A 20,240-nucleotide genomic window follows, 5' to 3' on the forward strand; every position below is an offset into this window, starting at 1 on the left:
GATCACCGACGCGGGGTGGAGCAGCTCGGTAGCTCGCTGGGCTCATAACCCAGAGGTCGCAGGTTCAAATCCTGCCCCCGCTACTAGGAAAGGCCCTCTGACCAGCCAAGAAGCTGGACAGGGGGCCTTTCAGGTTTCTGACCTGAATCAGTAAGTGGGCGGAAATTGGGCGCTTTTGGTGGGCGCTTGGCCGCTGCACCACGGGGAGTACTGACGCATCCGCCTGTCGCCGTCGACGCGTGCGTCACCCCGACGAGGTCAAGGCCTACCGCGTTGCGCGCCCAGCAGCGCGGTGCACAGCGAGCCGGAGTTGAGACATGTTTGCGCCCCGGGGAGAGGCCGCGCGCGCCAAGCTTCTCGACCGACCGAACGGATGACGATCAGGTTCCTCGCTGACGAGAACCTTGACCACAAAGACACTCCCGGGCATCAAGCGGCGCGAGCTAGATCTCGACATCGTCACCTTCCAGGAGGTCGGTCTGCGCGACCGTCGACACCTGCAGGTCCTTTAGCGGGCTGACGCGGAGGACCGCATAGTGGTCACGCACAACGAGTCGACTTTCGCCGACCTCGCCTATGAGCGCGTTGCCGCCAGTCGGACGATGCCCGGCGTTATCGAGATCCCGGAGAGAGTTCTGCGGTCGGTGATCACCGACGAGCTCATCCTGATCGCCGGCGCCAGCGAGCCGGCCGGAGTGACAGAGCCGGGCTGACTACCTGCCGCTCCGCTGAGGGAGCCCAGCGAAGGCTGGGTCGCCGAACTCGAACAGTTGCCGCTAACAAGACTCACTGCGTGGTCGCATGGACGCGTCGCCACGGGAGCAAGACGCAGCCGCACTCGCCGTGAAGTTGGCGAGGGCACTCTGCCGTCGGCGACTCCGACGCCGCGTCACGACGCCGGCGTCGTGGGCGGCCGGAACCGCTCGAGGTAGTCGGTGAGGTCGGGCGCCACCTTGGCTTTGTGGATGTAGTGCTCCAGGGTGATGTCCTCGTTGGCGTGACCCAGTTGCGCTTGTGCCGCCTTCGAGTCGACCGTCTGGTCGATCAGTGTTGCGACCGACTTGCGGAAGGTGTGGAAGGTGACCCAGTCGTAGGCGGTGTCGTCGACTACCCGGTTCCAAAGCCGTTCCCAGTTGGAGACTTGGCGCCACGTCCCGTTGCGGGTCGTAAAGACGGCGCCGTTCTTGTTCGCGGGACTGTCGACCATCCGGCGCATCAAGATGTCGACGGCGAATGGGGGGAGAAACAGGGTCCGGTAGCCCGCGTCCGACTTCGTCCATGGTTGGCGGAATGTTCCCTTACCGGTCTCGGTGACGATTGTGCCCGACACTGTCAGGGTGGGGGTCTGCGAAGAGAGGTCGATCTCGGGGTAGATGAAGCCGGCGGCTTCTCCGATGCGGCATCCGGTGGCGAGCATCACGTCGACGATGTCGCGGAGGTCGGCTGTCATTCGCGGGCCTGGTCGCTTGCGATTCATCTCGGTGTCGATGAGCGCACGGACCTCGTTGACCTGCTCGAAGTCGAGGTAGGTGATCTCCCTCCGCGGCCGTGAGATCCGAGCGACCTCTTTGACGGGGTTCGCTGGGATGGCGTCATGCCGGACTGCCACGCCGAACATCTGGTGCAGCGCGTTGCGCAGCTTTGTCACGTCGGCGCCCGTCGCGGCTCGGTCTTTGATGACTCGGTCGATGACACTAGTGCGGCAGTCGGCGATTCTCCGTTGTCCGATGGCCGGGAGCACCTGGTTGTTCACCACGCTCCGGTAGGCGCGCAGTGAGTTGGCGCTGACGTTGTTATCGACCTCCTTCTCCTTCAGCCAGAAGGTCGCCAGCTCGGTGATCGACTTCTGTCCGGTCAGTTCGCCGTCCCCGACATCGGAGCCCTTTAGGTCCTGCAGCTTTTGGACGAGCGCGGTTCGGGCGGCCGACTCGCTGTGAGCGCGAGCGCGCTGTTTGGCTACGCGCCCACTGAAGAGGGCATAGCGAGCCTCGGCTTGGTAGGTCCCGGTCGTGGTCCGCGTCACGCTGATCTTCCCCCAGGTCCCAGGGGGCAGCGGTGGCCGACCGCTCACAGGTCGGCCTTACGCACAAGCGACGAGTTGATTTCCAGGGCAGATGAGTATCGAGACATGAGACTCCTCCGAGCCGGTGGTGGTTCCTGATTCTAACGAGATCAGGCGGGGCGCGCGTCGGTGTGGAGGTCGAGGTAGGTCTCGATCTCGCTGCGCCGGTAACGGATCCCGTTGCCGACCTTAATCGCGCGCGGTCCTCTGCTTCGGCTGCGCCATTGGTACAGCGTGCCCTTCGGGACGCCGAGCCAGTCCGATACCTGGTCGACGGTCAAGAGCGGGTCGTACATGCGACCAGTCGTCGGGGAAGTCGCGAGCCGGCTGAGCGTGCCGGTCGGTCCCGGGGTTTGTGCGGAGTGAGCCTGCTCTGTTCTCGCCGCGACCGACGTCTCTCGTGCATCAAGTCGAGCTTGTGCCTGCCTTTGAGCTGCAGTTGGTCGTGCCATGGTGTTCAGTCCCTCACTCCGGTTGCGTCCGGACCCAAGCGCTGCAGAAGGGTTTCTCGTTGTCTGACGGTCACCTAGGTGCGCGAGATTGCTCGGAGCGATCATTGGGTCCCCGATTCGTCTGGACGGGAAGAAGCCGGCCAACGCTCTGCCGCAGCTCGAGGTCGCGGCCGCCGGCAACGGGCCAATCAAGAGGGCTGCAGGTTGCGCTCGACGCGGCTTTCGCACTCGCTCGCCGAGCCTGATCGGTGGAAGCTCTCAGAGTCTCCTCGACCGGGCGTGGGAGGTCGACCATGCGCTTGGCGCGGATATCGGCGGGGGAGACCCAGACGACGTCGCCGGAGGGGTCTGGTGTGGCCAGGCCGGCCTCGATGTCGTTGTGGGCGCGGTGGGAGAGCGCGCGTGAGCGGCCGACGAGGCGGGGCTGGCTGGCCTTCTCGGCGAGGACGTCGGCTAGCTCTGGGGCGCTCTCGATCGCGGCCAGTGTTGCGCTTAGTGCACGCTCGAGGCCGGGGTGCTGGGCGATCGCGTCCGGGGACATCGTCGTGGTGGTGTCGTGGGTGATCTCGCGGTAGGCGGCACGGAGCTCGGCCGACGCGCGGAGCAGCTTGGGGTCGGGTCGATCGGTGGGGGCGGGAAGGTCGTCCCATCGGCTGGCCAGGTTATTCCAGGCTCGGCCGACTGCGTCGATCGACGCGGTGAGCCGGTCTCTCGCTGGGCGGGCGGCGGAGGCCGTGGCTGCACGGTTGTGCGTGTCGGCGTCGACCATGAGTAGTCCGACGCCGGCGATGAGGGCTTGGGTGCGGCTCACGATGACGTTGTCGGAGGCCGAGGATCGGGCGGCCAGGGTTCGGTGGGCCTGGATGTCCCAGGCGGCCAGGGCGCGTGGGATTCGGCTGTGATCGTCTGTGGGGCGGCGCGCCTCGCCGGCGACGCCGGCGACGAGGCCGCCGGCGAGGTAGCGACCGGCGATCGCCTCCGCGGTGGCGAATCGGCCGACCCACGTCGCGGTAGGTGCGACGACGTGCGGGGAGTGGACCGTGGACAGCGATACCTTGCGGCCGGCCTGACGGGCCTCGCGGTACAAATCGTGGCCGTGAGCGTGCAGGGCGACGTTGCCGGCGTGCGCGGCGACGTAGAGCGAGTGCATGGTCCTGGACCGGGCTGCTTGGAGGTCCTGGCGCAGCGCGGCGCCGTGGCCGGTGATCTCGGGCCCGTAGCGGCGGACCAGGTTGCCTGCGGCTTGCAGCGTCTCGGCCATGTGCGCGACGCGGTGGTCAGGGTCTCCGCGGCCGGGCCACCCGGCGCTGAGGCTGTTGTCGATGGTGGCGGCGTGGGCGACCAGGCGCTCCATGGGCCGGCTGTGCGGCTCGTCGGCGTAGCCGGTGCGGGGCAGGGCTGCCCAGAGTTCGTTGGCGGCCGTCACGAGGGCCGGCCAGCCCCGCACCAGTCCGCCGGCGTGGTCTCCGTCGACGTCGAGTAGCAGGAGCCGCGCCTGGTGGTCGACGTCGGTGAGCATCTCGCCCACGGTGCGGATGTCGCCGGTCGTGAAGGGAACTGCGTCGGCGTCGAATAGCTCCGCCTCGACCGCGGCGAACGTGACGCCGCCGGCGGTGGCCCTGGAGGGAGCTGGGGTGGGTGGACGCGGGTCAGCAGTCAAGGTGCTGTGCCTCTCGGAGCAGGTCGCACACGTCGACTACCAGCTGCGAGCCGTGGACCAGGTCGGCGCGCCACACGGGCAGCGGCCGGCTCAGCTCCTCGACCTCGGTGAGCAGCTGCACCGCGGTGCGCTCGTCGAGCTCGTCTAAGTCGATCTCGAGGCCTGACTGATGGTCTGACTCGACGTCACTGAGGTCCTCGGGGAGGAGCAGCTGGGTCTGGCCGTGGGCGAGGTAGATGCCAAGGCCGAGGGAGTGCAGGGGCGAGGTCGGGCCGTCCTCGCCCGCGCGGGCCCAGACGGTTCTGGCGGCCTGGTGGAGCAGCTGCGACATCGAGTCCAGGCGGCGCCGGACCTCCTGAGGAGTCTCATCGGAGCCGCGCTCGAGGACCTGGCCCAGGACCGGACTCGTGGGGTTCTTGCTGGGGTTCATGGCCGTGCCTCCGGAACTCGTGTGGGTCGGCGGCCCGGGCGAGCCGCCGTCCTCATCAAGCCACGTCGGGAGGCCCCGGCGCCGGCCAGCAAATCGGGCCTGTGGATAACCGGGTTGATGTCGGTGGCTGGGCACAAACTGGTCACGGTCGCCTAGGTCGCGCCGAGGTCGTCGGACGATCACCGACATGACAAGTCGGCCAATAAGCACTAGTGGCGGCAGGCCACGGGCGACAGGAGGCTGATGATGATGAAGATCCCGATGACGGTCTTGAAGGCGACGACGTTTTGGCCGGCTGCGCTGGTCAGCTTCGTGCTGTTCATGTTGGTCGTGGCGCTCGTGCCACCGTCCTTGTCGCTGCCGCTGGTGCTGGCGGTGACGGCCGTGCTGGTGGCGCTGGCCAGTGGTCGACTTGAGGAGCCCACGGTTGAGCTGCTGACCGTCGCCCGGGCCGCGACCGCGGGGGAGCGGCAGGTGATGGGGGTCGTCGTCGACGGCCTGGCACGGGTCGGGGTGACCGACCTCGAGTTGCTGGTGCGCCGTCGCCAACGTGCCTCGACGCCGGCGGTGACGGTTCTCGGCCGACGCTCGCTGGTGCTGACTCCTGGGTTGGTCGAGGCCGTGTACCGCGGCTGGGTGTCCGCCGACGAGGTCGTGGCGCTGGTAGCGCAAGCAGTCGCGGCGCGGCGTGCGCGGCGTCCTCGCGCCGAGCTCGCGGGCCTGGTGGCCACGAGCCCGTGGCGCGCGGTTGTCATGGTCTTCCGAGGGGTGGGTGCGGCGTTCGCATGGCTGCCGTTCATGGGGATGGCCTGGGCGCTGCGCGGTGTGGTCGCGGTGATCTGCGTGCTGCAGTCGGTGGTCGAGGGACGAGCAGCTGTCGGGTTGCTAGGCGGCGCCGTGATCGCCCTGACCTATCTGGTGCCGGCGGCCGGGCGAGCGCTGCAGGCGCGCACCGAGGCGATCGGGGACCAGTTCGTTGTCGACCAGCGCATGGGCGGCGTGCTCGCCCGGTTCCTGACCCGCTACGAGCACCCGACCACCGTGGAGCGGCTCCGCCACCTCGAGCAGCAGCCACCGCCGCCCGTGCCGGGCCCGTCAGTGCCGTTGGCGACGCAGCTGCCCCTGACGTCGCTCTCGTTGAACTGAAGCGGAGAAGCTCTGTGACGTCTGCTCGAACATCGGCGCTGCCCGCGGGGCTACGCGCGACGCTGGAGCCGAGCTGGCATGAAGTTCCGCGCCTGGTGTGGGTCGCAGCCCGCGCGTACGCCCCTGGTCGAGGGCATGTCGGGTTCGCAGTTGCTGCCGGAGTCTGCTCGGTCGTGGTGTGGCTGCCTTCGCTGGTAAGCCTGCGGGCCGCTCGTCAACTGATTGCGCTCGATGGACACGCCCTGGTTGCGTTAGAACGTGTGGACCGGCGCCGCGGGCTCGCCGAGCTGCGGTGGCCGGCGCTTGCAGGTCTAGCCGCGATCGCGGTCGTTGTATCTGCTTGGGGAGCCGTGGCGACTGGTTGCGCAGTGGCGGCTCTACGTTTGGGGATTGGCCCCCAAGTCAGCGCCGCTGTTGCCGTAGTGATCATGAGCATTCCTACGCTGGTGGGAGCGCTGGTGGTGGCCCCGGTGTGGGCCTCAGGCTCCCCGCGCAGGATGCGCGCGCTGGCGTCGTCGCTTGGTGGCGAGCATCCCGGCGCTCCAGTATGGAGGCTCGGTGCTCTTGCTGCGTGGCCCCACCGGTCCGGACACGGGACGGCGCTGTTGGACCAGCTCCTTGCCGAGCGCAGTGGCGTGCTCGGCGAGAGTTGCATCATCGCTTGGCCCCGCACCTTCCAATTGCGGGCTTGGTATCGGGAGCGGTTCGGTATGCGCGAGCACACCGACGGTGGCGGGCTCTTCCTTCCGCCCCTCTCGAATCCTGGTGGGCTCGGCTACTCGTCGTCCCCGTAGTCGTGGCGGTCGGGCACGCCTGAGGTCGAGTAGTGGACGCAGCCGCGGCCGTCGCCGGCGTGAGGCTGGTGGTTCATGCACGGCAGCCCGGAGAGGGTGTGGGAACATTCCACCCACCTGGTGCGGGACCGTCCGGACCGGCTGAGCCGGGCGGGGAGGCACGGGCGGGTGGCCGTGGTCTGAGACGGCGCCAGGTGAGCGGTGGTCAGCATGGCGGTCTCCTAGCGGCGCGGGCCGCCGCGGCGACGCCGGTCGAAGCTGGCGGGCTGCTGCTGGTGGTAGGCGGCGGTGTCGGTGTAGTCGTGCTGCCGGCCCGAGCGCTGCACCTCGGCGATCTCGGCGTCAGGGGAGCGGTCCTCGTCCATGCCGTCGGCTCGCTCCGCGGCTGCCTCGCCGGCGCTGATCTCCGCTGAGCTCCTGCGGGCCGCTTCCTCCAGCTCGGCCTCGTGACGAGCTGAGTCGTCGCTCATTATGTTCCGCCCTCCGTGCCTGGAGTTGTGGCCGGCACCTGGACGGGCCAGCCGGTACTGGTCTCCTAGGTCCCCCAGGGCGGTGGGAGCGATCACGTGCGACCACTTGTCTCGGACCTGTGTGTGCCTCAGCAGGCGTCCCACAGCCCCCGTGCGTCGTCCTGGGCGGCCTGGGACGCCAACTGGTGCTCCGAGGCCCGCACGAGGGGTAGTTCGGAGTCGTAGAGCCTGGCGGCGCCGACGGCGAGCATCGTCGTGGAGAGGTCCTCGCCCTGGTGGTCGACGTAGCGCAATAGCCGGCCGTAGACGTCGCGGTCGGACTGCCGGGGGTCGGCGGTGAGAGTCACTGTGGCGCCTGGCGGTGTCAGACGGGCCAGGAGTTCGGTCGCGGTGTCGCCGTAGCAGTCGGCCGCTTTGCTGCCGTGGGCGATCTCGGGGGCGTCGATCCCGAGCAGGCGGACTCGGCCGAGGTCGCGGCCGCCGCGTGTCTGGACGCGCACGGTGTCGCCGTCGACGACGTCGGTGACTCGCGCGGTGACCATTGACGAGGCGGCTGGCGTGCCGGCGGCTGCGGGGTGGTAGTCGCTCGAGCCGGGGTCGCTGAGGAGCGCGGCGAGTGAGGTGCCGGCCAGCACCGCGCTGGCGGCGGCCGCCACGGCGAGCGTCGCTGCGAGCGCGATTGGGTGGCGGGCTCTCACCGGGCCACCTGCGGGTGGCGATCGGCCGTGCTTGCGGGCGTCTGCCTGCGTTCGTGCTGCGCACCAGGTGAGCGTGGCCCGGCCGGCTCGCTGGAGACGGCACCGACCGTCTCCAGCCCGGCCGCCGTACGGGTGTTGTTTCCGGCCTCGGAAGGCTCATCGGGCAGCTCTCCGGCGATCTTCGCGGCGAGGTCGCGCAACGGAGGTGTCTTCTCGATCCGCCGAGTCGCGTGCAGGACGGTGGTGTGATCGCGGTCGAAGTGGCGGGCGATCTGGGGAAGGCTCTGCCCACGCATCCGCGCAGCGGTCATCGCGACCCCGCGGGCATCGGCGGTCGCGCGAGTCCGGTCGGCGCCGATCAGCGTCTCGGGTGTCGTGTCGAAGGCCCGCGCTGTTGCGACCACGGCGTGGTCGACCAGGTCGTGCGGCTCGAACGTCGACTGAGGAACGGGCGCGGCCGTCTCTTGGATGCGGGGCAGGCGTTCGGTGTAGCGGTCGCTGACGTGCTGGGTGACCCGGGCGGCCGCGTCTGCCAGGCGCGGCCGTTGCTGGGTGCGGCGTACGGCATGGATAACTGATCCGTGGTCCTTGCCGAACTGCTCGGCGATCGCGGGGAGCGACAGGCCGTTCTCGCGGGCGGCGGTCATCGCGACCGCGCGTGCATCGGAGATCGGGCGGCTGCGCTGGGGGCTTCGGATGTCTTCCGGGGTGACCCCAAACAGCGGGGCCGAGGCGTTGATCGCCAGCTCACAGACCGCGGCCGGGCCGCTCGCGGCCGCGGCGGGCATCACCTGGTCGACCTGCACCGCCAGCGTGGCGACCAGGCTCCGGAGCTGCTCGACGTCGAGCGCGGCGGTCAGCTCCGCGATCGCGGAACGGTCACCGCAGCCCGCGGCCGCCAGCACCGTGGCCGCCAGGGGTCGGCCGCCATGGTCGGGGGAGCCGGCCGGGGCCGTGGCGGCGCCGAACTCGTGCTGGGTCATGGCCGTGCTCTCTTCCGTGTTCTCGGTCTCGCGGGTTGTCTCGTCGGCGAGGGCAGCGGGTGTCAGCGGGTATCAGCGGGAGAGTCCGCCGGCGGCCGGGCTGTGGCTCGCCGGATGGCCACCGGGGTGATCGCGGTGGGCGTCCATACGCGCCCGGGCGTTGTCTGAGATCTCTGTGGCAATCCCGACCGACTCATGGGCCTGGCTGGCCGCACGCTCGACGACGGTCTCCAGCAGGCGTACGTCCTCGTCGGCTCGGTCCAGCTGGCTGCCGGCGGCCCGCAGGCTGCGCTCGAGGGTCTGCGGCTCGAGCAGGCCGGGCGCCGTGACCTCACGGCTCGCCTGGCGTGCACTCTCGACGTGCTCGCTGGCGAGGCGGGCGATCGGCCGGGCCAGGTTGACGACCTCGCCCAGAATCGCGACCCGCGGCTGAAGCTGCTCGACGCCGGCGGCCAACGCAGGATCGCTGGTGTCGACCTCGGCCAGCCGAGCGCGGGCCTCGTCGACCGCAGCCGCGGCACGGCCGAGATGGGTGTCGAGCTCGGTGGCCAGGTTCGGGAGCTCGTTGCAGCGGGTCTGGAGCCTGCCGAGGTGCTCGGCGGCCGCCTCCAAGTAGAAGCCTCCGCGATCGCTCAGGCGCGACTTGGCCGAGTCGAGCTCGGCGTCGTCGAGCACCCGGAGTGCTGAGGTGACGACCTCCTGGAACTCCTCAACGACGCGGCGGGCCCGCTGAACCGCTTGCTCGGCCGCGAACACCGCGTCGACCGCCTCGAGCTCGCGCGGCACCGACGTGGTCACAACTGGCACCGGTTATCGGCCTGGTCCTCGGGCTCGTCGACGGGCTGGGTGCTGGCGGGCAGCAGCCGGTCCAGAGCGGCCAGGGCAGCGCTCGCCTGTTCAAGGTGCTCTCGGACCTCGCGCACACGGTCACCGAGCGACCTCTCCTCTGTCGATGGCGCTGCAGTCTTCGGGGCCGCTGCAGACGGCTGGGGCTCCGGCTGCCCCTGTGCCTGGGCGTCGTCCACGGCTGTTGCTCCTTCGGTCGACCGATCACGGGTCCTGCCTGTGTTGTGGTCACCAAGGGGTCACATCGGTTCGGGAGCGATCACTGCACCGCAAACTTCTGTCCGGACTGCGTGCGCCCAGCGGGTGGCGATGGCGGCGTGGTTCTACGCTCCGGCCGACGTTGAGGCTTACCGACGCCCGGAGGCCGCCTTGGGGTAGTCGATCGCCACAGCGCTCCGACGAGGGCGCCTGCCATCCCTCTTGCGATGACGAGGCGCTGCTGGACCAGCTGGCCGACGCGCGGCTCCCGGCCCCGTTGGGCGAGGGGTTGGCTCCTAGAGAGACTGCGCTCCGTCGACGAGCTCGGACCAGCCTGCCCCGCATCCGCCCGGTGAGCAGGTTCCTGGTGCGGGCAGACTCTCGACTCCTGCCGGGCACGGCTGGCATCTGGACGAGTGGGCAGAGCTGGACACCAGCCGGAGTCCAGGCGGGACTCAGCGGTCGGGGCCTGCCACCTCGCGACCCCTCGTGGGCGTGCGCCGCAGGAACTCGGCCGCGTGAGCCCCTAGCCGGCGTCTAGCGGCTTCGTCCGGGCTCTGCCTCGGGGTGGTCTCGTCGACGTTGACCCCATCGAGCAGCTCGCGCCGCTCTTGGCTCCGGGGGCCAGGGTCGGCGATGTCGAGGGCAGCCGCCAAGTCGGCGACATCGGTCGTGAGGACCCGCTCGAGGAGCGAGACGATGCTCTCGGTGGTGCCGTCGAACTCGTCCACCAGGCGCCTGGCCAGGTCGTCCAGGGCTCGTTCGCCCTCGGCGGTGAAGGTGACCACGCCAGGCCCGGAGTAAGGGGTCGGATCGCTTGCTTGGGAAGTGCTCATCAGGTGTCCACCTCGGTTCTTCGTTCGTCCGTGGTCCTTAGTCACCTAGGCACCGGAACTCGTCCCCGGCGATCACTGAGCGCAATCGAAGTCGGCGAGAGGATCGCGGTCTGTCCGCGCGGCCAGCGGCGACCGGATCCCGCTGCGTTTCCTACAGAGCCGGCCGAGATCCCTAGCGGCGCTGGTAGATCTCGCGGCAGTGTCCGACGGCGAGCACCAAGACCAAGAGAACCTGGTCGCGAATCTCGTAGACGATGCGGTAGTCACCGGTACGGACGCGCCACTCGCCGTCACCGCCGGCGTCTGTACCGAGCAGGCAGCCGATGCGCTTGGCTGCGCGTTGCGCACTCAGGGGGTGTCAAGCAGCGCGGCGTAGCGTCCCTCGACGGGTGCGACCTCGGCGTCGATCAGTGGCGGTGGGGTACCGGTGTGCAGGAGCGCGCCGTGCCCACCAGATGCGCGATATTCTCGCGTGACGGCTCTCGGGCTCAGCGCTCGACGCGAATTTGGGGCAGCGTAGAACCGGCCAACACTCGGCGCATTCGCACCGTGCCGCCTTACCCGTACCAACCGTTGGCCCTGCCGGTGGGCCACGTGTGATGATCGAACTCGAACGGGGGATGAGGTCCGCTGGACGCCTCCGCCAGCGTCGGGACGTGGGCCTCGGCGTGGTGGGGCTTGACTCAACTGGTCGTGCGGATCTGTAGAGGCAGCGGCAGGGACGTCCCTGGCCATGTTGGTCGAGTGGGCAGCCATGGCGCCAGCCGATGTCCGCGCGGACGAAACCGGCGGGCACGACAGTCACCGCCCGCCTCAACGCGGCGAGTTCCCCACGCTCGACCAGGTGACGCAGCGCGCTGAGCAGGCACCGGCAGCGTGGACACTATGGTCTGATGCTGATGAGCTCCGGCGTCGATCCCACGGCACTGCGGGCAGCCCGGGAGAGGCTGGGCCTGACCCAGCACCAACTCGCGCGCCTGGTCGGCGTCGCCGGCGGCGAACGCATCTCGCGCTGGGAGCTCGGCCTCGACGAGCCGAGGCCCGACTCGCTGGCACGCCTGGCGGGTGTACTCAAGACTGCCGTCGTCGAGCTTCTTGACGTCGACCCGGAACGCCGCGACCTGCGAGCCCTACGCTACTGCGCCGGGCTCTCTGCGGCCGAGGTTGCCCGCGCGACCCACATTTCGACCCGGAGCTACGCACGCTGGGAGTCAGGCTGCTGGGCGCGACCGCCCAGCGCGGACAACCTCCGCGCGATCGCGCGAACGCTCAACGTGTCGATGGGCGACGTACGTGAAGCGCTCGACCTTGCCCAGCGCGCCGAGCGGTCCCGTCAGTCCCGACCCGAGGCATAGCGCGCCCACAACTCGGCCCACTCGGCGACCTCGGCGCGGTCGGTGCGCCACAGCACGGTCTGCCCGCGACGCCTGCCCAGGGCGACGTCAGTCGTCACCAGGTTGTGCTGCTCGAGGACCACCAAGTGCCGGTGAATGCTGCCCACGTGCACCCCGATCCGCTCAGCTAAATCGTGCGCGGTTAACTGGCTCTGCGCCAGGCGGCGCAGGATCTCCGTGCGCACATTGTTGCCGATGACGTCGATGGCGGAGAGCACGTCGTCGGGCATGTCTCCGGGCATTGACAGTCGTGGCACGCCCGCATTCTGCCCGACTTGACGACTCTGTCGCTTTCGCATTTAGTGCGTTAGAGTCGGTGTCAGGCCGGGCTCCCTCGCGTAGTGGGCGCCGTTTCGGGTGACGTAGGAGGACTAAGTAACGGCTTGGACGAACGCGTGTCGAGGTAGCCGATGACCACTTCGCGGAGTCGACGTCCAAGTTCGCGCAGTAATGGTTCCACTAGTGGCGATCAGCCAAGTTCTGCCCAAAATGATCGTTCCGGCATGCCAGACCGTCCTAGGAGACCAGGACGACGGGATCTGCCGTCCTGCTCGACCTGCCCGCTACGGAAGTGAGGAACCTACGAGTGAACCCGCCGCCGACCTCGCTCAGTCGGCCCACCGCCCCACAAGCGAGACCGGCCACTGTCCGAAAACCGCATTACCATACTGAACCTCGGATTCACTACTCGGGAGGTCGCTTCTAATGATGTCCCCACGACGATTCGCAGTTGTGGCCGTCTCGATCGTGCTTGTCGCCTTCACGGCTGCGTGCGGCGGGGGAGACAACGGGCCGGAGGCCACGCCCTCCTCGTCGAGCACGCCCACCTCGCAGAGTCCGTCTCCGACTGAGCCAAGCCCCGCGGAGACGGCCTGGCAGGACAAGTACACCGACGCCCAGCTCAGCGCCTTCGACGACGCACTCTCGCGCTACCAGGAGTACGAGACCCGAAGCGAACCCATCTGGGCTGCTGGCAAGGTCACCGACCGCGCCGAGGCGCTTTTCAAGCAGTACTTCCCGTCGCCGCTGTGGCAGGGCCGGCTTCGGATGCTGTCCAGCTACGAGCAGGTGGACGTGCAGGTCGAGGGCTTGGCCGATGTCTACTGGTCGCGGGCGAAGTCCATCAGCGACAGCGGTCTCTCCGTCGTGATCAACCAGTGTGTGGACTACACGACGGTCAAGGTGACGCAGCGCGGTGAAGCGGCGCAGCCGGTGAAGTGGCAGCAGAAGCCGAACCTGCGCACGATCACTCTCGAGAAGCCTGAGGGCTTCGACTGGCTGATCTACGGCGTCGTCGACGCCTCTACTGGGAAAGCCCGGCCATGCACGCCGTGAAGTCGCTTCTCGCAGCCGCCGCACTGCTGGTCGGCGTCCTAGTGGTCTCGGCGACGACTGGTTCGCCGGCCGCCGCCGATCCTCCCGCGTGCCCGCCGGGCGAGTCGCCTTCGGAGATCCCCGGCGGTTGGATCTGCATTCCCGCCGTGGACCCGGGTAACCCGGGCAACGAGGACCCGGGCGACGACGGCGGCGACGGCGGCACTGAGCCGGCCGGCTGCTTCGACGGCGACCAAGAGGTGCCGTGCAACGACGAGTACGGCGGCACCTGGGACGCCGGACACGGCTGCTATGCATTCCAGGTCACACCCGACCCTCCGGCGGGGTCACCGCTGTGGGAGGGGCACGATCCATCGGAAGGCAGTGTGTACAGCTGCGACTACACCGTGACCATCCCGGAGAACTCGTGGTTCGTCCCGAACGGTGAGGACCCACTGGTTGACCCGGCGGTGCTCGCCCAGGAGGCACTCGGCCGGATGAAGCTCGAGAACGCCAACGCGCAGATCGCGCCGGGACCTGGCTTCCACACCTACGTCCACATCGACAACTGGCTGTGGCTGCCCGAGGCGCAGTGGCACGACCTGACCGAGACGGTGACCGCCGGCCCGACGTCGGTGACGGTCACAGCCGAACCCATCCGCGTGGACTGGGACATGGGCACTGACGTGACCAGCTGCTACGACGCCGGCCGGGTCTGGACTAAGGGCATGACCGACGCGGCGAAGACGAGCTGCTCCTTCGCCTACGAGTCCATCGAGGACCCGACCGGTGACAAGCACAGCGTCTCCGCGCAGCTGGTCTACGGCGTCACTTGGGACTGCGACGGCGCCTGCCTGACTCCCAACGGCGATCTCGGCGAGGTCGACGCACCCGCCGGTGACGCAACGACGATCGAGGTGCGCCAGCGCCAGACAGTGGTGACCCAATGACGATGACCTCCGGGCGGACTAACACGCAGCGAGGCGGCTCGCGCGACGCGGGCCTGGACCTGCGCTCGACCCTGGGCGAGGTGCGACAGCGCGCTCCGCGCCGCCTGGGCCAGTGGGCGGCGGCGGTGCTGTTCGTGGTGATCGTGGTGCTTGGGTTGCTGGCCCTGTTCCAGTCCCAGAGCGACCGGGTTGAGGTCCTCGCCGTCACCGACGCTGTGCCAGCCGGCCAGGTCATCGAGGAGAGCGACGTCCGGTCCGTCGAGGTCGCCGGCGTGACCGGTGCGATCCCGGCCACCGACATCGACTCGGTCGTGGGCAAGCGCGCCGCGTCCGGCCTCGTCGAGGGCCAGGTCCTCACCGACGCCGCGCTGACCGACGAGCTAGTCCCCGGTGAGGAGGAGCGAGTCGTGGCGATCTCGCTGCCGAACGGACGCGTTCCTGGCGGCCTGTCCGCCGGCGACGTCGTGTCGGTGATCGTGGTGCCCGTCGAGGGAGCCGAGGGGTCCAGCGAGCAGCTGGAGGCACCCGCGGTGCTCTCCCAGGCCGCGTCGGTGCAGTCGGTGGGAGACACCCCCGAGGGCACTCGTGTCGTGACAGTCCTCGTCGACGCCGGCGAGGCCGAGCAGGTCGCCGCCTACAGCGCCGCAGGCCAAGTCACGATCATCCAGGCGCCCCTCTCCAGCCGAGACACGGCGGGGGAGTGAGGTCAGCATGCTGTTCGCCATTTGCGCCGACCGCGGTGCTCCTGGATCGACCACGACCGCTCTAGCGCTGGCGGCCGCCCGAGGCCTGCCTGCCGTCGTCGTCGAGGCTGACCCCTACGGCGGGGACCTCGCGCTGCGAATCCGCCACGCCGGCAACCCGCTGCCGACCACCCCGACCGTGCTCAGCGTCAGCGCCGGCCGGTCAGGTCAGGGGCGGACGGCAGGGCCGCGCACTTTGCTCGACGGGCCTGGGGGGCCGTCGGAGCGACGTCACCGCGACCTGTGGCGCGACGGCTCGCACGAGGTGTCAGTGCACGTGCGGGTCGTGCCCGGGTTCATGGCGGCCGAGCACGGCACCTCGATGGCCTGGCCTGTGCTGGCCAGCGCCCTCGAAGCGCAGTCGGTGCCGGTTTTCGCCGACCTCGGCCGTATCCACACCGGGTCGCCGTCGTTGGCGGTCGCCGCTGCAGCCGACGCGCTGGTCCCGGTGTGCCGCAGCGACATGGCATCGGTCCAGCACATGGTCGATCGCCTCGAGCTTCTCGTCCCGGCGATTGCCGACCGCAACGGCCGGCCCCCGATCGTGCTGCCGGTGGTGATCGCGCCGCGCCAGCACGGCAGCGCTATCGCCAACAGCGTCGCGGAGATCCTCGGCGAGACCGCGGTCGGACCCACCCTGCGTGGCGTCAGCTGGCTCGCCTGGGACCCGGCTGCGGTCACGCAGCTGGAGAGCGGCGCCGACCCCTGGGGCAAGCCGCTGCGCAGGTCGGCGCTGATGAAGTCGGCTCGCAAGGTGATGTGGATGGTCGGCCTGGCCACCGGGCTCTCGCACGCCGACCCGTCCGCCAAGAGCGGAGACAAGCTCGGTACGCGCCGTCGACGCCGCGGTGATCAGGAGGCGCAGGAGCAGCCGTGGTCGTGGGCTTCGCCCTACGTGTCCCACAGCCCGCCGGGTGCCGACGACGGAAACCATGTCGAGGGTCAACAGAACGGTGCAGCGGGCCACCAGCCGGCCACGCAGTCGGCCACGCAGCCGCCGGCGTGGACGCCGGATCAGGGCGCCGAGACGCCTGATGGCGGTCCTACCGGCGCCGACGAGCGCAACCGCCACGCGAACGGCCAGACCAACGGCCAGACGGACGGCCAGACGGACGGCCAGGGTGCTGCGCTTGGTAGCTGGGAGACCGCAGCACGGCAGGAGCGCAGCTGATGGAGCGATCTGAGGCACCGAGCCTGGACCACGCGCTGCTGCGCCGTCTCCAGGTCCGTGTGGGCGACCTGCTCGAGGAGGACTTGGCTGAGCGCCGGCGCCGGCACCAGACGCCGCTGTCGGATGAGGACACTGACGCGTTCAAGGCCGAGCTGGCCCACCGGGTCGTCGACGAGCATGCCCGGTCCCAGGCTGAGGGCGGTTTCGGTGAGATGTCGTGGGAGGACAACCAGGACCTGGTCAACGGTCTCAAGAACCGTCTCTACGGGTACGGCTCGCTCGATTCGCTGATGCGCGACGAGCGGATCGAAGAGATCGACGTCAATGGTTGGCAGAACGTCTTCGTCGATTACACCAACGGTGTTAGGTCGAGGGTCGGGCCGGTGTTCGCCTCCAACGAAGAGCTCATCGAGACCATCCAGACCCTCGCCGCCCACGAGGGCTTGTCGGGCCGAAGCTTCGACTCGGCCAACCCGCACGTGAACTTCCGTCTGGGCTCGGCGCGCGTCCAGGCCGTGATGTCGGTCAGCACCGCGCCGGTCATCGCGATCCGCCTGCACCACCGGCACATGCGCTACACGCTCAAGGACCTGGTGGCCAACGGCACGATCGACCAACCGATGGCCGACTTCTTCGCCGCGGCGGTCCGCGCGAAGAAGAACATCATGATCGGCGGCGAGACCAGCGCCGGTAAGACCGTGCTGCTGCGTGCGCTGGCCACCGAGATCGGTCCCGAGGAGCGGCTGATCACCATCGAGCGGGCCCTGGAGCTGGGCCTGGAGGACGACGTCGACGCCCACCCCGACACCGTGGTGATGGAGGAGCGGCTGGCCAACGCCGAGGGCGAGGGAGCCGTGTCCATGCGCGAGCTGGTCACTATCTCCAAGCGACTGCGGCCCGACCGCGTCATCGTCGGTGAGGTCCTCGGCGATGAGGCCCTGGTGATGCTCAACGCGATGATGCAGGGCAACGACGGCAGCCTGTCCACGATCCACGCCAACAGCTCCGAGGGCATCGTGGAGAACATCATCGCCTATGCAGTGCAGGCCCCCGAGCGGCTCCCGCGGGCGGCCACGGTCAGCATGATCGCCAACGGCCTCCACTTCCTCGTCTTCGCACGCCGCTTCCGTGGTGAGGGTGACCAGCGCCGGGTCGTTCACTCGGTCCGCGAGATCGTCGGCTACGACGAGCACGGGTTGAAGACCAACGAGATCTTCCGGCCCGGGCCCGACGGCCGAGCGGTTCGCGACGAGCCGGTGGCCATCAACTGCATCGAGGCGCTGCGCGAGGTCGGCTACCGCGACGTCGGCGACCCCGACCCGGGACGGTGGGTCTGACATGGTCGCGCTTCTCGGGATCGCGCTGGCCCTCGGCCTGCTCGGCATCGCACGCCTGATCAGAGGCTTGCCGCTGCTTCCCTCCGTGCGAACGGGAGAGCGGGTCCGCACCACCTCCAGCCGGTTCTCCGCCCACGAGCAGCGCACCCTCATCGCCGGCGGTGCGGTGGGTCTCGTGGTCGTGCTGGTGAGCCGCAACCTCGTCTTCGGCGTGATCGCCGGCGCCGCGGTGGTGCTGTGGCCGATGGTGGTCGGTGGCGGCCGCGCCGAGCGCGCCGCCCTGGCCAAGCTGGAGGCGCTGGCCCAGTGGACCGAGGCGTTGCGCGACCTGGCCCAGAAGGGCTCCGGCCTGGAGTCGGTCATCCCTCGCACCGTCGACACCGCCTCCGACGTCCTGATCGTCCCGCTGCGGCTGATGTCGCGCCGCCTCAGCGTGAAGGTCCCGCTGCCCGAGGCGCTCAGCCTGTTCGCCGACGAGGTCGACGACGCCAGCGCCGACACCGTCGTTGCCGCGCTCGCGCTGTCGGCCCGCCAACGCCGCGGCCGGCTCTCTGACGTGCTCGGCACCCTGTCGGAGGCATTACGCGACGAGCTCGAGCAGCGCACCAAGATCATGCGCGAGCGGAACATGATCCGCCGCGAGGCCGCTCAGGTCGCTGCCCTGACCGCGGTGCTGGTGATCGGCGCCAACCTCTTCGCGCCGCCGAGCCTTCCCAACGAGGCTGATAGCGCAGCCCAGGTCCTGCCGCTGCTCCTGGCCGTCGCGTTCGTATTCGTGTTCAGCCGGGTCCGCAAGCTCGCCGAACCCGAGATCCAGCCGCGGTTCTTGTCCTCCTCCGCCGAGGTGCTCGAGGCAGCCACCTACCGGCCCAAGACACTGCCCGGCGCCCGGAGGGCACTCGACGAGGAGGGGAACCGATGAACCACGCAACGACCGGCGTCATCGTCCTTGGCGCGCTGCTCGCGCTCGGGCTGCTGCAGTTGCGGTGGCTGCTGTTCCCGCCGGCCCCGGACCTGGTTGCCGAGATCGACCACTGGCGCCGCGGCCGCGAGCGCGCCACCGAGCGCGCTGACTCGCCCCAGCAGCCATCACCCATCGGTCGCATCGCCCGCTGGGTCGCCGAACTCCTGCGAACCCACCGGCCCGACTTTCTCGACAACCTCGCGCCCGACCTGGCAATCACCCAACGCGACCTGCAGTCCTGGTTGACCCGCGTCACGGGACTGGCGCTCGGGTTCGGCGTAGCCCCGATCGTGCTGGTCTTGGCACGCCGGCTGCGTGGCGACGACGTCACCGTGACGTGGGCGCCGATCGTCGGAGCTGTGCTGGCCGTCATGACCGTCGTCCTCTCCATCAGGGATCTGCGCAACCAGGCGGCCAGCGCCCGCGAGGAGTACACCCAGGCGCTCTCGATCTACCTCGACCTCGTCGCCATGAGCATGGAAGCCGGCCAGGGCCACGCTCAGGCGCTTCCGGCCGCCTCACAGATCGGCACCAGGCGTGTCTTCGATGAGATCCGTACGTCGATCGAGCTGGCGCCCTCGCGCGGCATCACCGCCTGGGAAGCGCTCGGCCAGCTGGGAGAGCGCTACCGCATCGCCGAGCTGATCAGCCTGCGCTCGAGCATCGAGCTGGCCCAGGACGACGGCGCCCGGGTCAAGGCTTCGCTCATCGCCCGAGCCAAGACGATGCGTTCGTCCCGGTTGGCCGGCGCAGTCGAGCGAGCCAATAAGGCCACCGAGTCCATGCGTCAGCTGACGCTGGTCGCCGCGATGCTCGCGTCGGTCTACATCGCCGCTCCCTACATCCTCGCGCTCCGATCCGCTGCGGGGGCCCCATGACCCCATCCGCAGGCCGCCCGGAGCGGTTCGACCCCCACAGGCACCACCCGATCCTCGAAGAGGAGTCCAGATGTTCAAGTTGTCCCGTGTTCTCAACGTCCTGATGCTGACCCTGATGCTGCGCATGAAGGGCTCCGCCGTCGCGTTCATCCGCGAGCCCCGTAAGCGCGACGAGCGCGGCGCGAGCGCTGTCGAGTGGCTCGTCATCCTCGGCGCCGGCATTGCAATCGCCTACTTCGCCGGCGACTCGGTCATGGCGTTCGCTAAGAACCTCGTCGGCCAGCTCGGCAAGTAGCTCGCACCCACCGCCGCGTGCCCTACCCAGACCACCGGGCCCGCCGTCAGATCCGTTCCGTCACCCAAGAGGAGGTGCGACCGCATGAATACCTGTACGAACTGTCCAAGACCGTTTCAGCGCGGCCCCCGCCCTCTCAGCGTCCTCCGCAGGCTCCGACTTCGAACCCGGTCCCGTCGCCGCGACGAGCGCGGCGGCGCCGGCGTGGAGTTCCTGATCGTGGCCACAGTGCTGATCTTCTTGTTCTGCACCTTGGTCCAGTACGGCATCCGGTTCCATGCCCAACGCGTGGCCGAGGCTGCGGCCCGCGAAGCAGCGGTCGCTACGGCCCGCTACGACGGCACCGAGGGCTCCGGCAGCAGCACCGCCACGGAGTACATCAACGACGACGGCAAGCCGGCGGTCACCGGCTCGAGCGTCTCGGTCAGTCGCTCGGCTACCGAGGCCCGCGTCACCGTCACGGTCGAGATCGTCACCTTGGCGCCGTGGCTGGGCGGCTCGATCACGTCCACCGCGACGGCGCCGGTCGAGAGATTCGTCGAACCCTCCCGTGAGTTCACGAATTCTGAAGGGTATGCCGGTGGGAACTGACGGCTTGAGCCTCTCACAGAACGCGGTT

Annotated in this window: 23 protein-coding genes and 1 tRNA gene; 13 read left to right on the forward strand and 11 right to left on the reverse strand. The window is 69.2% G+C overall.

What is annotated here, in order from left to right:
- Positions 1-9 precede the first annotated feature (9 nt).
- Together ABKW28_RS08785 and ABKW28_RS08790 are read left to right on the forward strand one after the other, a co-directional pair.
- Positions 10-83 (forward strand) — tRNA-Met (locus ABKW28_RS08785).
- 453 nt (positions 84-536) lie between these two features.
- Complete coding sequence (locus tag ABKW28_RS08790; RefSeq protein ID WP_348608353.1) at positions 537-713, forward strand: hypothetical protein; 177 nt, start codon at positions 537-539, stop codon at positions 711-713.
- 176 nt (positions 714-889) lie between these two features.
- Here the strand turns inward: ABKW28_RS08790 and ABKW28_RS08795 are convergent, their stop codons facing one another.
- The 4 genes from ABKW28_RS08795 to ABKW28_RS08810 form a co-directional block, all read right to left on the reverse strand.
- The gene (locus ABKW28_RS08795) at positions 890-2,023 is read right to left on the reverse strand and encodes a site-specific integrase (protein ID WP_348608356.1); all 1,134 of its coding nucleotides are present in this window, start codon (positions 2,021-2,023) and stop codon (positions 890-892) included.
- 149 nt (positions 2,024-2,172) lie between these two features.
- A complete protein-coding gene (locus ABKW28_RS08800) occupies positions 2,173-2,358 on the reverse strand; it encodes a helix-turn-helix domain-containing protein (protein WP_296210502.1) in 186 nt (61 codons plus the stop codon).
- A gap of 226 nt (positions 2,359-2,584) precedes the next feature.
- On the reverse strand, positions 2,585-4,033 hold the full coding sequence (locus tag ABKW28_RS08805) for a hypothetical protein (protein WP_348608359.1): 1,449 nt from the start codon (positions 4,031-4,033) through the stop codon (positions 2,585-2,587).
- 130 nt (positions 4,034-4,163) lie between these two features.
- Positions 4,164-4,604, reverse strand: a complete 441-nt coding sequence (locus tag ABKW28_RS08810; RefSeq protein ID WP_348608362.1) for a hypothetical protein — start codon at positions 4,602-4,604, stop codon at positions 4,164-4,166.
- Between the two features lie 246 nt (positions 4,605-4,850).
- Here ABKW28_RS08810 and ABKW28_RS08815 point away from each other — a divergent pair, with 246 nt between their 5' ends.
- Complete coding sequence (locus tag ABKW28_RS08815; protein WP_348608365.1) at positions 4,851-5,750, forward strand: hypothetical protein; 900 nt, start codon at positions 4,851-4,853, stop codon at positions 5,748-5,750.
- 1,015 nt (positions 5,751-6,765) lie between these two features.
- Here the strand turns inward: ABKW28_RS08815 and ABKW28_RS08820 are convergent.
- The 6 genes from ABKW28_RS08820 to ABKW28_RS08845 all read right to left on the reverse strand — a co-directional run bounded on the left by ABKW28_RS08820 (position 6,766) and on the right by ABKW28_RS08845 (position 10,470).
- A complete protein-coding gene (locus ABKW28_RS08820) occupies positions 6,766-7,014 on the reverse strand; it encodes a hypothetical protein (protein ID WP_348608368.1) in 249 nt (82 codons plus the stop codon).
- Positions 7,015-7,142: 128 nt separating this feature from the next.
- Positions 7,143-7,712, reverse strand: a complete 570-nt coding sequence (locus ABKW28_RS08825; protein WP_348608371.1) for a thermonuclease family protein — start codon at positions 7,710-7,712, stop codon at positions 7,143-7,145.
- On the reverse strand, positions 7,709-8,617 hold the full coding sequence (locus ABKW28_RS08830) for a helix-turn-helix domain-containing protein (RefSeq protein WP_348608374.1): 909 nt from the start codon (positions 8,615-8,617) through the stop codon (positions 7,709-7,711). The genes ABKW28_RS08825 and ABKW28_RS08830 overlap by 4 nt, the downstream gene beginning before the upstream one ends.
- A 150-nt stretch (positions 8,618-8,767) precedes the next feature.
- On the reverse strand, positions 8,768-9,481 hold the full coding sequence (locus ABKW28_RS08835; RefSeq protein ID WP_348608377.1) for a hypothetical protein: 714 nt from the start codon (positions 9,479-9,481) through the stop codon (positions 8,768-8,770).
- 8 nt (positions 9,482-9,489) lie between these two features.
- Positions 9,490-9,720 carry a hypothetical protein gene (locus ABKW28_RS08840; protein ID WP_348608380.1) on the reverse strand — a complete coding sequence of 77 codons (231 nt, stop codon included), beginning with the start codon at positions 9,718-9,720 and terminating at the stop codon, positions 9,490-9,492.
- 474 nt (positions 9,721-10,194) lie between these two features.
- The gene (locus ABKW28_RS08845) at positions 10,195-10,470 is read right to left on the reverse strand and encodes a hypothetical protein (protein ID WP_348608383.1); all 276 of its coding nucleotides are present in this window, start codon (positions 10,468-10,470) and stop codon (positions 10,195-10,197) included.
- Between the two features lie 998 nt (positions 10,471-11,468).
- Between ABKW28_RS08845 and ABKW28_RS08850 the strand changes: the two genes are divergently transcribed.
- Entirely contained in the window at positions 11,469-11,930 is a 462-nt protein-coding gene (locus ABKW28_RS08850) for a helix-turn-helix transcriptional regulator (protein WP_348608386.1), read from the forward strand.
- On the opposite strand, the gene ABKW28_RS08855 is transcribed toward ABKW28_RS08850, so the two are convergent.
- Positions 11,909-12,199, reverse strand: a complete 291-nt coding sequence (locus ABKW28_RS08855; protein ID WP_348608389.1) for a helix-turn-helix domain-containing protein — start codon at positions 12,197-12,199, stop codon at positions 11,909-11,911. The two genes, ABKW28_RS08850 and ABKW28_RS08855, sit on opposite strands and share 22 nt — an antisense overlap.
- 502 nt (positions 12,200-12,701) lie before the next feature.
- On the opposite strand from ABKW28_RS08855, the gene ABKW28_RS08860 reads away from it, so the two are divergent.
- The 9 genes from ABKW28_RS08860 (at position 12,702) to ABKW28_RS08900 (ending at position 20,212) form a co-directional block, all read left to right on the forward strand.
- A complete protein-coding gene (locus ABKW28_RS08860) occupies positions 12,702-13,304 on the forward strand; it encodes a hypothetical protein (RefSeq protein WP_348608392.1) in 603 nt (200 codons plus the stop codon).
- On the forward strand, positions 13,292-14,233 hold the full coding sequence (locus ABKW28_RS08865; RefSeq protein WP_348608395.1) for a hypothetical protein: 942 nt from the start codon (positions 13,292-13,294) through the stop codon (positions 14,231-14,233). Before ABKW28_RS08860 ends, ABKW28_RS08865 begins: the two co-directional genes overlap by 13 nt.
- Positions 14,230-14,937 carry an SAF domain-containing protein gene (locus tag ABKW28_RS08870; RefSeq protein WP_348608398.1) on the forward strand — a complete coding sequence of 236 codons (708 nt, stop codon included), beginning with the start codon at positions 14,230-14,232 and terminating at the stop codon, positions 14,935-14,937. The genes ABKW28_RS08865 and ABKW28_RS08870 overlap by 4 nt, the downstream gene beginning before the upstream one ends.
- Before the next feature lie 7 nt (positions 14,938-14,944).
- Complete coding sequence (locus tag ABKW28_RS08875; RefSeq protein ID WP_348608401.1) at positions 14,945-16,147, forward strand: hypothetical protein; 1,203 nt, start codon at positions 14,945-14,947, stop codon at positions 16,145-16,147.
- Complete coding sequence (locus ABKW28_RS08880; protein ID WP_348608404.1) at positions 16,147-17,484, forward strand: ATPase, T2SS/T4P/T4SS family; 1,338 nt, start codon at positions 16,147-16,149, stop codon at positions 17,482-17,484. The genes ABKW28_RS08875 and ABKW28_RS08880 overlap by 1 nt, the downstream gene beginning before the upstream one ends.
- 1 nt (position 17,485) lies before the next feature.
- Positions 17,486-18,406 carry a hypothetical protein gene (locus ABKW28_RS08885; protein ID WP_348608407.1) on the forward strand — a complete coding sequence of 307 codons (921 nt, stop codon included), beginning with the start codon at positions 17,486-17,488 and terminating at the stop codon, positions 18,404-18,406.
- Positions 18,403-19,326, forward strand: a complete 924-nt coding sequence (locus ABKW28_RS08890; protein WP_348608409.1) for a hypothetical protein — start codon at positions 18,403-18,405, stop codon at positions 19,324-19,326. The genes ABKW28_RS08885 and ABKW28_RS08890 overlap by 4 nt, the downstream gene beginning before the upstream one ends.
- 70 nt (positions 19,327-19,396) lie before the next feature.
- Positions 19,397-19,621, forward strand: coding sequence for a hypothetical protein (locus ABKW28_RS08895; protein ID WP_348608412.1), 225 nt, complete (start codon positions 19,397-19,399; stop codon positions 19,619-19,621).
- A 204-nt stretch (positions 19,622-19,825) separates the two neighbouring features.
- Positions 19,826-20,212 (forward strand): TadE/TadG family type IV pilus assembly protein, encoded by a 387-nt coding sequence (locus tag ABKW28_RS08900; protein WP_348608415.1) that lies wholly within the window; start codon positions 19,826-19,828, stop codon positions 20,210-20,212.
- The last annotated feature ends 28 nt before the right edge of the window (positions 20,213-20,240 follow it).

The sequence above is a fragment of the Nocardioides sp. 31GB23 genome, assembly GCF_040012395.1.
Lineage (GTDB): Bacteria > Actinomycetota > Actinomycetes > Propionibacteriales > Nocardioidaceae > Nocardioides > Nocardioides salarius.

Coding starts and splice junctions, on each gene's coding strand:
- ABKW28_RS08815 (WP_348608365.1), top strand. CDS start 4,851: ATGATGAAGATCCCGATGACGGTCTTGAAGGCGACGACGTTTTGGCCG.
- ABKW28_RS08885 (WP_348608407.1), top strand. CDS start 17,486: ATGGTCGCGCTTCTCGGGATCGCGCTGGCCCTCGGCCTGCTCGGCATC.
- ABKW28_RS08805 (WP_348608359.1), bottom strand. CDS start 4,033: ATGCTCACCGACGTCGACCACCAGGCGCGGCTCCTGCTACTCGACGTC.
- ABKW28_RS08855 (WP_348608389.1), bottom strand. CDS start 12,199: ATGCCCGACGACGTGCTCTCCGCCATCGACGTCATCGGCAACAATGTG.
- ABKW28_RS08870 (WP_348608398.1), top strand. CDS start 14,230: ATGACGATGACCTCCGGGCGGACTAACACGCAGCGAGGCGGCTCGCGC.
- ABKW28_RS08890 (WP_348608409.1), top strand. CDS start 18,403: ATGAACCACGCAACGACCGGCGTCATCGTCCTTGGCGCGCTGCTCGCG.
- ABKW28_RS08800 (WP_296210502.1), bottom strand. CDS start 2,358: ATGTACGACCCGCTCTTGACCGTCGACCAGGTATCGGACTGGCTCGGC.
- ABKW28_RS08820 (WP_348608368.1), bottom strand. CDS start 7,014: ATGAGCGACGACTCAGCTCGTCACGAGGCCGAGCTGGAGGAAGCGGCC.
- ABKW28_RS08880 (WP_348608404.1), top strand. CDS start 16,147: ATGGAGCGATCTGAGGCACCGAGCCTGGACCACGCGCTGCTGCGCCGT.
- ABKW28_RS08850 (WP_348608386.1), top strand. CDS start 11,469: ATGCTGATGAGCTCCGGCGTCGATCCCACGGCACTGCGGGCAGCCCGG.
- ABKW28_RS08895 (WP_348608412.1), top strand. CDS start 19,397: ATGTTCAAGTTGTCCCGTGTTCTCAACGTCCTGATGCTGACCCTGATG.
- ABKW28_RS08875 (WP_348608401.1), top strand. CDS start 14,945: ATGCTGTTCGCCATTTGCGCCGACCGCGGTGCTCCTGGATCGACCACG.
- ABKW28_RS08810 (WP_348608362.1), bottom strand. CDS start 4,604: ATGAACCCCAGCAAGAACCCCACGAGTCCGGTCCTGGGCCAGGTCCTC.
- ABKW28_RS08865 (WP_348608395.1), top strand. CDS start 13,292: ATGCACGCCGTGAAGTCGCTTCTCGCAGCCGCCGCACTGCTGGTCGGC.